Origin of the sequence: Pseudoalteromonas sp. SG45-3, from assembly GCF_014164075.1 — a bacterium.
GTDB classification, from domain to species: Bacteria; Pseudomonadota; Gammaproteobacteria; order Enterobacterales; family Alteromonadaceae; genus Pseudoalteromonas; species Pseudoalteromonas distincta.
This window is the reverse complement of sequence record NZ_JACJEN010000014.1, coordinates 80,451-94,626: the sequence shown is the minus strand read 5'-3', so window position 1 is coordinate 94,626 and position 14,176 is coordinate 80,451. Positions and strand designations below refer to the sequence as shown.

The window sequence follows — 14,176 nt, the reverse complement described above, 5'->3', positions numbered from 1 at the left end:
TTAGTTGCGTTAATAACGCGTCTAACTGGGGACGGAGCCACTTTTAGCTATTGCTCTATTAGCTAAAAAGGCGTTAATTCGTTTTGTTGGGGTAAGCACAATGGCGTTACCTAATAGCACTAAGCTAAACCCTGCAAAGGTATTTGCGTGCCATTCAAAGCCTTCAAAAAAGCTACTCAGTGTTACTGCCACTAATGGGAATAAAACAATAACGTAGCTGGCTTTTTCAGGGCCTATATTTTTTAGTAGTGCAAAGTAACAACCAAAAGCGATTACTGTGCCAAATATTGATAAATAAAGTAATGATAACCAGTAGCTAGTTGGGGCGTTTAAACTAAATTGCACATCGTTCATTAATACATATAAAGCTAAGCCTATAGCACTATATAACATGCCCCATGCATTGCCCTGCAATACGCCAATTTGCTTACGAGAATTACGAACGCTTACCATGTTGCCCAATGAAGCCACAAAGGTGCCACCAAGGGCAAGTAGTAACCCGACCAATGCACCGTTACTTAAGTCGAACTGCTGTAACTGTGGCCAAAACAGACACGTAATACCTAATACAGCGAGTGCGGCACCGGTATAAATTCGTTTTGAGATAGGTTTACCAAAAAATAGTCGAGTGTTAACTATGTTCATAACCAGCAATAGTGAAAAGGCGATAGAGGTCATAGCGGAGGTTAAGTAATTTTGTGCCCAGTAAAGCATTAAGTAATTTAAGGCAAAATTACAAATAGCCAACAAAGCAAAAAAGCCATGATCGATTAATGAAAAGCGCATATCCGGTTTTTTGTACGCTACATATAACCACATTAAAAGTGCTGCAATAGCAAAGCGATAAAATAACGATAGCTCTACCGCAATATCACCTAGCTGAAATTCGATGGCTAACCAAGTAGAACCCCAAATTAAAACGGTTGTAATGTATAGCGCTGCACTTTTCATGGTTACTCTCCAAAGCCCGATTGAATGGCTATTTTAAGACCTGTCTGTATACTTACCATATACAGAAAAGTAAAAATGTAACCTATACAGATTTGGATGCGTGATGATAAGACAAAAAAATAGCCAGGGGCATGAGTTTCTATATCAGCAAGTTATTCAGTTGATCAGAGATATGAGCTCCCAGCAGGTTTTACTTCCTGGCGAAAAACTTCCATCACTGCGTAAAATGGCAGATAACTTAAACATTAGTATTCCGACAGTGAAGCAAGCTTATCAAACACTTGAAGATCAGGGGTTAGTAGAGGCACGTGAAAAATCAGGGTATTTTTTAAAAGTCGTTAGCATGGCGCATAATTTACCTAAGCGAGTTAAATTAAGTCGCGAACCTGTTGTGGTAAATAAACAAGCCTTAATAGAGCAGGTATACAGTGCGATTCATCAAGCTAATGTAGTTCCTTTTGGTATCGCTAATCCAATTGCTGCTGCACCCACCGATAAAGCACTCGCCAGAAACATGCGCCGTGTAATGACAATTGCGGGCAGTAAAGCTATTAACTATGGACCAACAGATGGGTTTGTACCGCTGAAAAAGCAATTGGTGCATCGCTATTTAGATTTTGGTATTGGCATAAATATGGACGAGCTTGTGATCACCAATGGTGCGCAAGAAGCCATGGCTATTGCACTTAAGTGTGTGACAAAGCCAGGCGATGTAGTTGCCATTGAGACGCCTTGCTATCACGGGATTATCGAGTTAATAGAAAGCCTAGGGCTTAAAGCGCTCGAAATACCACTGTGCCCAGATAATGGTATTTGGTTAAGTGATTTGGAACGCGCTTTAAATGAGCATGATATAAAAGCGTGTTTATTCTCGACTGCAATTAGTAACCCTGTGGGCAGCTTTATGCCTGATACAAACAGACAGCAGCTGGTGGAGCTACTTGAAAGTCATGACGTAGTGCTTATTGAAGATGACGTATATGGCGATTTATATTTTACGGCAAAACGAGGCACACCTGCTTTAGCGTACTCTAAAAAAGGATTAGTGATTAGTTGCTCATCTTTTTCTAAAACGGCAGCGCCGAGCTATCGTGTAGGTTGGTTAGTTGCGGGTAAATTTGCAACGCAAGCAAGGCGATATAAAAGAGCACTAAGTTGCTCTGCTTCGTTAATAAACCAATGGACGTTATCTGAGTTTATTGCCAGTGGTGAGTACGACCGAAATTTAAAAGTACTTAGGCAACGCTTGCGCGATAATAAAGAGCGTATGCGATGGTGCTTACAACAAGCTATGCCAAAAAACACACGTATAAGCGATCCAAAAGGAGGCTGCGTTATGTGGCTAGATTTAGGAGGCGAGTACGATAGCCAAACATTGTTTTTACTTGCGCTTGAGGTTGGTATTAGTATTACCCCTGGGCTTGTTTTTTCGGCCTCTAATAAATATAAAAGCTGCGTAAGATTAAGTTATGGTGTGCAATGGAACGCGCAAATTGAGCAAGCAATAGTTACATTGGGTAAGCTTACTTTATTAGCTAAAAAGTAATACCAATCTGCTTATATATGGGGTCTATTTAACGTTAAGAAAATTACGCTAGAACTAGGCAAAAGTTTTTGTATCGAGTTGTTCTAAATAAAAAATTTTTAACGACGTTATAGTGCAATTTAATTCGTTAAATTGCTCAAAGATTTATACAGGTTGGTATAAGTTTGCGAAACACAAAAAAGCAGCATTTAAGTAAACTTAAGTGCTGCCAAAGGGATGTTAAATAACGTTTGCTGTACTAATTTTGTTTAAAGCTAAATAACTGGTAACCTTCAAGCTCAGGCACTTGCATTACTAATTGCTCTTCTTGTTTTGCAATATCAGCAAAGTTTCCACATAAAGAGTTGGCACGTTCTTCAAGTGCGCTTGCATGTAGCTCTACTTTTTCTTCTATTTGTGCACCCATATTTTCCATACGTTGTTCAAAGGCATCCATATCACCGCCTGAACCAAGTAACTCAGAACCTAAAGCAACTAAAATACTGCCCATTGATTGCATTACTGCTGATTCAACCGCTGTTTCTATCTGCTGCTCAAATTGTTGTTCAAAGTTTTCGCCAAATTGATTAAAACTTTGTTGGCCCATCACAAATGTACCTTGCTGGTAAAATGTGTTTTCTACTTCGATTTTAATGTCATCCATAAGCTCAGACATATTATCAAGACCGTCAATATTAAATGCATTGCCTACTTCTTCTAATGCTACTCCGGCAATTTTAACACCCTCAAGCGCTATATTAGCTACTTCAGGTAATTGAGTGCGTAAGCTATCAGAGTACTTGGTTAGCGCGTCGCGCTGCGAACTATTCAGCGCTACAAGTTCGCCATTTACGGTTAAGTCACCATGGGTATTAAACTGCATGGTTTTATTGTTGGCGGTAAAAATTTCCAATTCGTTTGGCTTAATGCGCACATCATTTTTAAATTCGACGTTACATTCATCATTACTAAATGAAATTGCAGAATCGTTATCGTTATGAGCCATAGCGGCTGGTGAACAAATTAATGCGCTAACTAATAGTAATTTTTTCATGTTTGTTCTCTACTTTTTGTTGATGACGATTAATTAATAACAAGTTTGATGCCAGTTTTATTTTTTAATATAAAACATATGCTTAACTGTTTTTGTTTGTTTTTTAGTAAATGAAATTAATTAATAAATAACTATTTTTTAGTCAAATTGGCTAACTAATAAAAATTAATAAATTTTATTTATCGATACGATAAAAAACTCTCACTTTCCTCAATTCAAATTTAGCGCTATTTATTCACATTACTGACATGAAGACTATTTACAGTAGTCACGTGGCTTTATTTTGATGTTAATTTGCACAGCATTTTGACGTTAAACATTTTAATTTTACCGACTATTGCGATAATAAAATCCTTGGTTGGTCTCAAACACTTTATGGAGTGGGTTGTGGGTAAGACATTTAGTTACGATGCGCTAGATGACGATTTTGTTGAAGACGAGTACGAAATGCTCGGCCGTAATCAACACGATAAGAACAAGCAAAAGGTTAAAAAGAAGTTGGAAGACTACCTTGAGCAAAAACGCTTGCGTAAAAATCTAGGCGAAGATGATTTAAGCGATTACACCGATTAAATTTCACTAGTATAAATAAAATACCAATTAATATTGAGAGTTTAAATGTGCAGTTATGCGTATGTTTAAGTTTCAGTAGTATTGGCAATAAAGAGGCCTTGCGCCTCTTTATTACTTTTTAAAGCGCATTTTTAGTTTGTGCCAAAGCTTTTTGAATTGTAAGTTCTAGCTTTTCTGGTTTAGTAAAAGGTGCATAACGTTTAATTGGCGTGCCATCTGCGGCAATTAAAAATTTAGTAAAATTCCACTTTATTTTACGTGTTAAAAAACCAGGTAAAGCCGATTTTAAAAAACGAAAGACTGGGTGAGCATGCTTACCGTTTACATCTACTTTGGCCGCCATTAAAAAACTCACACCAAAATTAATTAAACACCCTTGCTCTATTTGTGTAGCGTCGCCGGGTTCTTGCTGACCAAATTGATTACACGGAAACCCTAAAATAACTAAACCTTGGCTAGCATATTTATTATGCAAAGCTTGAAGCGACTCGTATTGGTAGGTAAATCCACATTTACTTGCGGTATTAACAATAAGCACAACCCTACCTTCAAAATCACTAAAGTTAATAGGTTGACCCTGCAAGCTTGTTGCGCTTAATTGATGGAATTTGTGCATATTGGCGTCTTTTTTATTATTGTTATTGGTATTTTAACCTGAGTACAGTATTTCATAAAGTACAAAGAGTGCTCTAATTTAATATTAAAAATAGCCCCATACCGGCAAGTGTTGTGTAATAAATATTATGTGTTTTATAGGCAACAATGATGGCGACTATTGCTGCGCTTAAATAAGGGTTTTGCCAGTTTAAGTTAATGCCATCTTCATTCAAAAACACGATAGGCACCCAAATTGCTGTAAGCACCGCAGGTGCGCTAAAGCTTAAAAATTGCTGCATTTTAGGACCTACTTTAAACGGTAAAGCGCGGTGTAAAAATAAATAACGCGTAAAAAATGTAATGCACGCCATGAGTAAAATAGTTGTCATCATAGCGTTGCTTCCTTTTTAGCGGTTAGCCTTGCTGTGCTGTAACCTGCGGCCATTGCCAGCAGCGCTGAGCAAACAAGCCACAACTCAAATCCTGTACTTTTTAAAAGCGTTGCGCTAACACCAGCTACAATTACCGTAACGAGTGAGGCCAAATTTTTGATTCCCGGAATAACCAACGCGATAAACGTCGCGGCAATTGCAAAGTCGAGCCCTAAATTAGTTAGGTCGGGCAGCATTGTGCCCGCTACAATGCCAATTAACGTCCAAATATTCCATGCAATATAAAAGCTAAAACCAGCGCTTAATGCGTATATTAAGCGTGTTTTTGTTCTATATGCTCTTCGATGATGAGAAAACGCAAACAGCTCGTCGGTTAAAACAAAACTTACTGGTAAGCGCCAACGCATAGGTTGATCAATCACCTTATGACGCACGGCTAACCCGTATAAAAAATGCCGAGAGCTAATAATAAATGTTGTGAATAAAATTGTGAGCAATGGTGTGTTGCCCGCCATAAGTTCAATCGCAACAAGCTGTGCAGAGCCTGCAAATACTAATAACGACATTGCTTGGGTTTCAAAGGCGCTAAAACCATTTTGAATCGCTAAAGAGCCGCATAAAATACCCCAAGGAACAACGGCTAAACACAGTGGTAGCATATCTAAAAAGCCTTTTAAAATAGCTTTTTTAACTGGTTGCATGATATTTACTCTCACGGCTTGTAGAATGGCTCATAAGGATACCTTAATATTATGATGTTAAAGTAGTTAACAAATTAAATAATACTGTTTTTTTAAGGATAGGCACAATGACGACGTTAAAAGTGTGGGATGGGTTTATTAGATGCTTTCATTGGTTTTTGGTTGTAAGTATTGCAGTGCTTTATTTTAGTATTGAAGAGGGCATGATTGAGCTTCACTTTGTCGCTGGTTTTTTTACTTTAGCACTTATAGTAACACGTTTAATATGGGGTGTTATTGGTAGTAAAACCGCGAGATTAAGTGGGTTACTGCACTCTCCTCGTGCTATTTTAAAGGCGCTAAAAACACCAAGCGAATCGTTAGGCCATTCAGCACCCGGTAGCTGTATGGTGATAGTGTTTTTTATATTGATCATAACGCAACTTGTAAGTGGCTTAATGAGCAGTGATGGTATTTTAACTGACGGGCCGCTTGCTCAATATCTGTCTAGCGATACGATTGATTTTGCCAATTGGCTACATGAGCTGAATTTTGACATTTTACTTTATGCTATTGGCTTGCATGTATTAGCTATTATTGTTTATAGAATAAAAGGCAAACCGCTAGTTAAGGCGATGATCACAGGCTCAAAAGAGTTAAAAGCGGATGACTCTGAGGCTAAAGTAACTAAAGCGTCTTGGCCTGCGTGGTTAATATTTATATCTTTATTGGTGTTGCTGGTATTTACGTGGGCGAAAGAGCCTTTAACTTATTTGTTTAGTTAAAAACACATTAAACCAACCTTAAAGGGTTGGTTTTTGTTTTTGGTTACATTCTTTTGTTTGATTGTTATGCGGGGTCGAATTATAATCGCCGCATTGCTGGCAAACTAGCCGAAAGGTTAGGACGCAAAGTTTCCGGTCTAAGGCTTTTTAAAAGCTATGGTAGCGGGACTACTGCATAACGTGTTGTTATGTATCACTTGCCCTCAGTGTATTTTTTGTGTATCCATAGTGTATGGATAAGATTTTGTAACTCTTAAGGTGTTGCCGTGTTTATGCATACGTCGTTGGCCTGTGGAAAGTGGTCAACAATAGGTTGCTTAAATCATCATACCCAACTATTTATTGGTGATGTGGTGAGTGTAACCTTTTACGACATGCAAGGAGAGCTGGTTAGTTTATCATTTGATTACAAGATCACCTCGCTTGAGCAAGGTGAGCCTCACGCATGGCCGCGTTTAGTTGCCGAGCATATTAATGTGCATGTTCCTCTGGTTAGCGCAGGTAAAATGACCGAACAGGGTTTAATTGTAGCCTATAGAAATAATGAAATTTTTGCACTGCAAAGCAGTGGCATATGTAAAGCACACATCGACTTTCATTGTATTGCAAAATGCGATGAGCGTGTTGTTAATAACCTTGATACTTATGATTACGTGTACCCTGAAAATTGTGAAAACTATAATGCGGGTACAAAGGTATTGCAGCCAAAAACTGGGCATGTATATCAATGCAGGCCTTGGCCATTTAATGAGTTTTGCCGCACGAATGACGATAATAAGTCTATGTTCGAACCTGGTGTGGGGCGAAGCTGGGCTATGGCTTGGCAGCAAATATAAAGCTTAAATTATCTTCCCAAAGGTATAGCGGTTTTAGTAATGAAGCGTTTACCGTTTTAGCCCATCCAACTATTGGATGGGCTTTTTTATTTTTATGATAAACTGCAAATCACATTATTTTTTTAATTGGTTTTGTTGTGTCTCGTCCTGTCTACTCTTTAAGTTTATTACCTAATTTCCCGATTGCTAAACAGCAAGCCCATACATTAAGTACTCATAATAAGATACGTACCGATAATTACTATTGGATGCGCGATGACGATCGCCAGGATGAGCAAGTACTTGCGCATTTACATGCTGAAAATGCGTACTGCGATGAACAGTTAGCTGCTATGAAGCCACTACAAAATACACTTTTTGAAGAGTTAAAAGCACGCATTGTAAAAGATGATAATTCGGTACCCGTTAAAGACGGGAAATACTGGTATCACTCAGAAGTTCGTGGTGATGATGAATACTCGCGTCACTATAGAAGTACGAGCATAAAGGCCGATAATAAAGAGCTTTTACTCGATGTTAATGTATTAGCTGAAGGATTTGAGTTTTTTGAGCTGGGCGAAGTCGCACTAAGCCCATGCGAGCAGCTTATGGCTTACTCTGAAGATACTGAAGGTCGTCGTATTTATAATGTTCGCTTTAAAAGCTTAGCGACCGGTGAAATGCTTCCTGATGTGCTTGAAAATACAGAAGGACAAGTTGTTTGGGCTAACGACAATAAAACTGCTTTTTATGTAAAAAAAGATTTAAAAACGCTATTAGGATACCAAGTATTTAGGCATGAGCTTGGCAGCGAGCAAAGCCAAGACGTAATGGTCTACGAAGAGCAAGACAGCAGCTTTTTTATGGGACTTGGTAAAAGCCGCGATGAAAGCTTAATTATTATTGATTTAGCATCGACAGAGACCAACGATACATGGGTGCTTGATGCTAATAATCCCACTGGCGAATTTAAAGCATTAATGCCGCGTGAAGATGGCCACGAGTTTGACGTAGATAAGCTAGGTGACACATTTTATATTGTGACTAACTGGCAAGCTAAAAACTTTAGATTAATGACGGCAACAAACGAAACGATTGCTGATAAAACACAATGGTTTGAGCATACAGCTCACAGAGAAAATGTCCTGCTTGAAGGTGTCGAGTTATTTAATGACTTTTTAGTATTGAGTGAACGCGAACAAGGGCAAGCTCGATTTGTAGTTGTTAATAGGCAAGGGGATCGTATGGCACTTGAGTTTGCCGATCCTTGTTATTATGCTGCAATAGCAATGAACCCAGAGCCAGACACTCGCACTGCGCGTATTTATTACTCAAGCTTAACAACACCAGGTTCGTTATATGACGTTGATTTAGCAACCGGCGAAAAAACACTACTTAAACAGCAAAAAGTACTCGGTAGTTTTAATGCCGATGACTATCAGTCTGAGCGATTAATGGTAACTGCTCGCGACGGAGTTAAAGTACCCGTATCAGTTGTTTATCGAAAAGACAGCTTTAAAAAAGATGGCTCAAATCCGTTATTTCAATACGGTTATGGTGCGTATGGCTATACGATTGATCCAAGTTTTTCAAGTTCATCGCTGAGCTTGCTCGATCGTGGTTTTGTTTATGTAATAGCACATGTTCGAGGCTCTGAAATGCTAGGCCGCGAGTGGTACGAGCAAGGTAAAAAAGAGCATAAACAAAATAGCTTTAGTGACTTTATTGATGTGACAAAAGCGCTTGTTGCACAAGGCTATTGTGATAGCAGCAAGGTGTTTGCCTCAGGCGGCAGTGCTGGTGGTTTATTAATGGGGGCGGTTGTAAACCAAGCACCAGAGTTATATTGCGGTGTTGGCTGTCATGTACCATTTTTAGACGTATTAACCACGATGCTTGATGAAAGTATTCCGCTCACAACAAATGAATATGATGAATGGGGTAATCCAAATGAGCCTCAGTTTTATGATGTAATTGAAGCTTACTCGCCGTATGACAATATTCGCGCCCAAAACTATCCGAACATACTCGTTACTACCGGTCTTCATGACTCACAAGTGCAGTATTGGGAGCCTATGAAGTGGGTTGCAAAAATGCGTGAACTTAAGACTGACAGTAATATTTTAGTATTTAAAACCGATATGGATGCAGGGCACGGCGGTGCATCAGGTCGCTTTAAAAGTTTAGAGGAAAAAGCACTCGAAATGGCCTTTTTTATTGCTTTATTAAATTAACTGCAAAATCGGAAAATTGTATTATCCTATATATAGAAGTTGATATATGTAAGGCGATATATGTTTGGTGCACATGGTGAATTTCAAATTTGTTCACAGCCCCCTCAGATGTATTTAGAATTGAAAGGGAGCTTTAATAATGAAGGCATTACGCTGTTAACTAATGGAGTTGTTCAGGAGTTGAGCACTCACCCTGAAAATACGATTAAGTTTGTGGTTGTTAATTTAAAAGAGTTTGAGCTGTTAACTTTGGATGGCCTCGATTCATTAGAGGCCTATTTTGCCGGTGTAAAAGAACGTGGCTATCAACGAGTTGATTATATAAACATTAATATCATAGCTAAAAATATGTTTGAAAAAGTATGGAAAAATAGCGATGTAGAAGTTAATTTTTATAAAGATACCGAAAGCTATTTATTAGTGCACCCAAATGACAGTTATATAAAACAGAACTGGTAATTAATATGAGTATTATAAACCGCTATTGAAGAGGGCTTATAATACTCTCTAAACACCCTTTATAGCGCCGTGAAAGGTTTAAACACATATCGTTTTTCAGTCTTACTCTATAATCGCCACTGTCAGTAGGCATCAGTTCGCAAATAGCTTGTTTTCTTACCAGCGTAGAGCGATGAATGCGAACAAATCCTTCAGGTTCTAGTTGTTGTTCAATATTTTTCATGGTTTCGCGATGTAGTACCGGCGTATTACCTTGGGTAAAATGCAGCTCTACATAGTTGCCCGCGCCATTAATCCAAATAATATCATTTATATCAATTAGCCTTACCTTACCTACATCTTTAACCACAATGTGTGATGATGGCTTTTCAGCTTGTGTGCTTTGCTGGTATTGGCGTTCGGCCGCACTTGCAATCGGGCAAAGGTGAATCAGCTTATCAAAGCATTTATCAATACGTGATGCAGTTGAATCTAATATTAAAAAATCTACAGCGCCAACTTCAAAGGCAAAACTCGCAAAATGTCCCGATTGAGCAATAATGACTAACTTCAGCTTTTTAGCAAGCTCAGTTAAATGCACTATTTGCATAGGGTCAGCTAGGTTGGTTAGTTCGTAAAACAGTACGTTGTATTGATCTGTGTCTATTTGATCTAACCTATTTGTTTGAAGAAAAGATTGAGATTCAAAGTGTCGGTGATCTTGCACACGCTTTGTTAAAAATGTTGCAAACTTAGTGTTACTAACAAAAGTTAATGCATGAAAAGAAGCGATCATTATTTTATATCTCTTGCTGTATATAATAATAAAGACCGTGCTTAGCGGAAAAACTGTTATGAAAAGTACAATATATTTATAAAATAATTGTGACGTACTGATTCATCCCATAAAAGCTGCTATTCGTACCAAAGACTACGCCTCATAAATAATGCCCGTAGAGTGTTTAAATAAATCCCCTTACTGTAATCCGCGAAGTAACCATTTAGTTACAAAAATAACAATTCAGGGGAATTATATGACATTAACTAACAAAGGTAGCGCGCGATTATTTAAAAAATCGTCGTTAACAGTTGCGCTAAGCAGCGCGATACTTGCAAGCTTTTCATTTCAAGGTGTTGCAGCAGAAGATGACGAAATAACTAAAATAGAACGCGTACAAGTTACAGGATCTCGAATTCGTTCAGCTGAGGCAATGTCATCGGCTCCTATTCAAGTTGTAGATAGTGCTGCTATCGATGCATCAGGGTCGTTAAATATTCAAGACTTATTATTAGAGAACCCTGCATTTGGTACACCAGCTATTAGCCGTACTAACTCAAACTTTAATACCGCAAGTGCGGGTGTTGCTACTGTTGATTTACGTAATTTAGGCTCTAACCGCACATTGGTTTTAGTGAATGGTCGTCGTTATGTATCAGGTGTACCAGGTAGCTCTGCTGTCGATTTAAATACTATTCCGAGTCAATTCATCGAACGTGTTGAAATTATGACAGGTGGTGCTTCATCTGTTTATGGTTCTGACGCTGTTGCTGGTGTAGTTAACTTTGTACTAAAAGATGATTTTGAAGGTATTGAATTCGAAGGCCAATATGGTGAATCAAGCGAAGGCGATGATGAATCACGTCAATTCAACTTTACCTCGGGCTTATCAAGCTCAGATGGGAAAGGGCACGCGATGTTCCATCTTGGGTATTCTGATCAAGGTGCTGTTTTTTCACGTGACCGTGACCGCTCGGCAGTAGACCAATTTTCAGGTATCTTCTTTGAAGATGATCCAGTAGCAAACCCAGGTTCTGTATTTGATGCTGTAAGCCCATTTTTATCTTCATTTCCGCCACAGGGTCGCTTTAGTGCTGGGGATGAAACATTTACGTTTAATGATGCAAACACCCTACAAAACTCGTTTAGTACTAACGGTGGCGATGGCGTAGCTGCAAATGGTTTTAACCGAAGTGGCGTACGTACGATAGCGATACCTACAGAACGTTACTTATTTGCCTCAAATGGTAGCTACGAGCTAAGCGACAAGCATAGCTTTTTTTATGAAGGTACTTACGCTGCAACAACAACCGTTTCTGAATTAGAGCCATTCCCTTTTGCCTCTGACGACATCTATGCAAATGGCCAAGTACCAATTGAATTTAATGTAAACGGTGAAATATTGCGTAACGCATTTGTACCTGATGATATATATAACGCAGCAACCGACACCGACGGTGATGGTATGCGTGATATCTTTTTTGCAAAGCGCTTAAGTGATATCGGTAACCGTGGAGCACGAGCTGAGCGTGATACATTCCGTTTAGCACTAGGCTTTCAAGGTGAAATAGCAGATGGTTGGTTCTACGATACTTACTATGTATACGGTAAAACAAAAGAGCAGCAAGTTTCTGGTGGTTTAGTTAACGTACAAAGCTTTCGTCAAGGTTTAGAGGCTGTTATCGATAGCCAAGATTTAGATGGCGATGGTATTACTGATGAGGCTATTTGTATCGATGCGACAGCACGTGGCTTTAACTGTGCGCCGGTAGACATTTACGGTTTCAATTCGCTATCGCAAGGTGCTATTGATTTTGTAAGTGCACCTAGCTCACTTTCAACGTCGGTTGAGCAAGAAATCATTGGTGGTAATATTTCAGGTGATTTATTTGATTTACCGGCAGGTACGGTAGGTATCGCTGCTGGTTTTGAATACCGTGAAGAGTTCTCACGTAGTGAATTTGATGCTCTACAGCAAGCTGGCCTTAATGCGGGTAATGCAATTCCAGCAACAGAAGGCTCGTTTGATGTAACTGAATATTATGTAGAAGCAAACATCCCCGTGCTTGATTCTGTAACAATGAATGCAGCAGTTCGTTTGTCTGACTACTCAACAGTAGGCAATACTGAAAGTTGGAACGTGGGTATAGACTGGGAAGTAATGGATAGCTTACGTTTACGTGCTACCCGTGCACGTTCAACACGTGCTCCAAATATCGATGAACTATTTTCTCCACCTTCACAAACTTTCCCAAGTGGTTTAAACGATCCATGTTTAGGTGTTACTAATAGTGGCGGTGGTGCTGCAGGTGATGCTTGTCGTACAGATGTTGGTGTTACAACTAATATCGCTTCAAATGGCGAGTTCACGCTTAACCAGTCTGACTTACAAGGTATTAGTGGTTTTAACCGTGGCAACCAAGATTTAAAAGAAGAAGTTGGTGACTCTGTGACAGTAGGTTTAGTATTTACACCAGAAAATCTAATATCAGGCCTAGACATTACGCTTGATTACTTTGATATCGAAATTACAGATGCAATCGTATCAACACCTCGTCAGTTTATTCTTGACCAATGTTATGGTGGTGGCGATACAAGCTTTTGTGACTTTGTAACTCGTCGTAGTGCGCCATCAGGTAATAATAGTGCTGGTTCACTAGAGTTTATTGACAGTGGTGTATCTAACAGTGGTGGTTTAGGTACAGAAGGTGTTGATTTAACACTAACGTACTCTACTGATATTGGCCCAGGTGCGTTTAGAACTCGCCTTGCTTATACTTACCTAATTGATGGTTATAGCATCCCACTTCCAGGCGCTGATAAAGATGAGTTTGCTGGAGAAATTGGTGCATCAGAGCATAAAGCTAACTGGAACTTTGGTTATAAACTTAACGACTTTGATTTTAACTGGAGCTTAACTTACATTGGCGCTGCAGACTTTGATGATCAATTCTTAAGTGGTTTTGGTATTGCTCCAGGTGGAGTAGGGATTGGTTCAGTGACATATCATGATGTTCAAGCAAGTTACCATATCAGCGATTCAACAGAGCTTTACGCTGGTGCGAGTAACTTATTTGATAAAGAGCCACCACGCATTTTATCGGGTGTGAGCGGTTCAAGTACTGGTACTGAAACAGATGCAGGTACGTATGACCCAATTGGTCAATCATTCTACATAGGTTTTAGAAGTAAATTCTAACCAACAATAACGACACTAATATAGTTACTTAATTCGTAACGTTCACAAAGCCTCAGTATTGCTGGGGCTTTTTCATGGGGAAAAATAATGTAGTAGTAATGCTTATACATTGTTTATCCCAATATATGAGCATTACACCCACTTAAACCCAAAAC

13 protein-coding genes and 1 riboswitch are annotated in these 14,176 nt (G+C 39.0%); of the genes, 7 read left to right on the top strand and 6 right to left on the bottom strand.

What is annotated here, in order from left to right; translation table 11 throughout:
- Positions 1 to 21 precede the first annotated feature (21 nt).
- On the bottom strand, positions 22 to 951 hold the full coding sequence (locus H5126_RS15205; RefSeq protein WP_039488714.1) for a DMT family transporter: 930 nt from the start codon (positions 949 to 951) through the stop codon (positions 22 to 24).
- 103 nt (positions 952 to 1,054) lie between these two features.
- Here H5126_RS15205 and H5126_RS15200 point away from each other — a divergent pair, with 103 nt between their 5' ends.
- A complete protein-coding gene (locus H5126_RS15200) occupies positions 1,055 to 2,497 on the top strand; it encodes a PLP-dependent aminotransferase family protein (protein ID WP_182721209.1) in 1,443 nt (480 codons plus the stop codon).
- A gap of 238 nt (positions 2,498 to 2,735) precedes the next feature.
- On the opposite strand, the gene H5126_RS15195 is transcribed toward H5126_RS15200, so the two are convergent.
- Complete coding sequence (locus tag H5126_RS15195; protein WP_033030970.1) at positions 2,736 to 3,530, bottom strand: YggN family protein; 795 nt, start codon at positions 3,528 to 3,530, stop codon at positions 2,736 to 2,738.
- A gap of 387 nt (positions 3,531 to 3,917) precedes the next feature.
- Here H5126_RS15195 and H5126_RS15190 point away from each other — a divergent pair, with 387 nt between their 5' ends.
- Positions 3,918 to 4,103, top strand: a complete 186-nt coding sequence (locus H5126_RS15190; protein ID WP_007579801.1) for a PA3496 family putative envelope integrity protein — start codon at positions 3,918 to 3,920, stop codon at positions 4,101 to 4,103.
- 118 nt (positions 4,104 to 4,221) lie between these two features.
- On the opposite strand, the gene H5126_RS15185 is transcribed toward H5126_RS15190, so the two are convergent.
- From H5126_RS15185 to H5126_RS15175, 3 genes are all read right to left on the bottom strand, one after another.
- Entirely contained in the window at positions 4,222 to 4,719 is a 498-nt protein-coding gene (locus H5126_RS15185; protein WP_024597148.1) for a glutathione peroxidase, read from the bottom strand.
- 73 nt (positions 4,720 to 4,792) lie between these two features.
- A complete protein-coding gene (locus H5126_RS15180; RefSeq protein WP_004335020.1) occupies positions 4,793 to 5,092 on the bottom strand; it encodes an AzlD domain-containing protein in 300 nt (99 codons plus the stop codon).
- The gene (locus H5126_RS15175; RefSeq protein WP_182196307.1) at positions 5,089 to 5,793 is read right to left on the bottom strand and encodes an AzlC family ABC transporter permease; all 705 of its coding nucleotides are present in this window, start codon (positions 5,791 to 5,793) and stop codon (positions 5,089 to 5,091) included. The genes H5126_RS15180 and H5126_RS15175 overlap by 4 nt, the downstream gene beginning before the upstream one ends.
- 107 nt (positions 5,794 to 5,900) lie before the next feature.
- On the opposite strand from H5126_RS15175, the gene H5126_RS15170 reads away from it, so the two are divergent.
- The 4 genes from H5126_RS15170 to H5126_RS15155 all read left to right on the top strand — a co-directional run bounded on the left by H5126_RS15170 (position 5,901) and on the right by H5126_RS15155 (position 10,065).
- Positions 5,901 to 6,557 carry a cytochrome b/b6 domain-containing protein gene (locus H5126_RS15170; RefSeq protein ID WP_182720770.1) on the top strand — a complete coding sequence of 219 codons (657 nt, stop codon included), beginning with the start codon at positions 5,901 to 5,903 and terminating at the stop codon, positions 6,555 to 6,557.
- An 88-nt stretch (positions 6,558 to 6,645) separates the two neighbouring features.
- A riboswitch (cyclic di-GMP riboswitch) is annotated at positions 6,646 to 6,733 on the top strand.
- A 96-nt stretch (positions 6,734 to 6,829) separates the two neighbouring features.
- Positions 6,830 to 7,393 (top strand): chitin-binding protein, encoded by a 564-nt coding sequence (locus tag H5126_RS15165; protein ID WP_182720802.1) that lies wholly within the window; start codon positions 6,830 to 6,832, stop codon positions 7,391 to 7,393.
- 137 nt (positions 7,394 to 7,530) lie between these two features.
- Complete coding sequence (locus tag H5126_RS15160) at positions 7,531 to 9,606, top strand: S9 family peptidase (RefSeq protein ID WP_182720771.1); 2,076 nt, start codon at positions 7,531 to 7,533, stop codon at positions 9,604 to 9,606.
- 60 nt (positions 9,607 to 9,666) lie between these two features.
- Positions 9,667 to 10,065 (top strand): hypothetical protein, encoded by a 399-nt coding sequence (locus H5126_RS15155; RefSeq protein WP_024597142.1) that lies wholly within the window; start codon positions 9,667 to 9,669, stop codon positions 10,063 to 10,065.
- 22 nt (positions 10,066 to 10,087) lie between these two features.
- On the opposite strand, the gene H5126_RS15150 is transcribed toward H5126_RS15155, so the two are convergent.
- Positions 10,088 to 10,840 carry a LytTR family DNA-binding domain-containing protein gene (locus H5126_RS15150; RefSeq protein ID WP_024597141.1) on the bottom strand — a complete coding sequence of 251 codons (753 nt, stop codon included), beginning with the start codon at positions 10,838 to 10,840 and terminating at the stop codon, positions 10,088 to 10,090.
- Between the two features lie 238 nt (positions 10,841 to 11,078).
- Between H5126_RS15150 and H5126_RS15145 the strand changes: the two genes are divergently transcribed.
- A complete protein-coding gene (locus H5126_RS15145; RefSeq protein ID WP_182716496.1) occupies positions 11,079 to 14,021 on the top strand; it encodes a TonB-dependent receptor domain-containing protein in 2,943 nt (980 codons plus the stop codon).
- Positions 14,022 to 14,176: the final 155 nt, after the last annotated feature.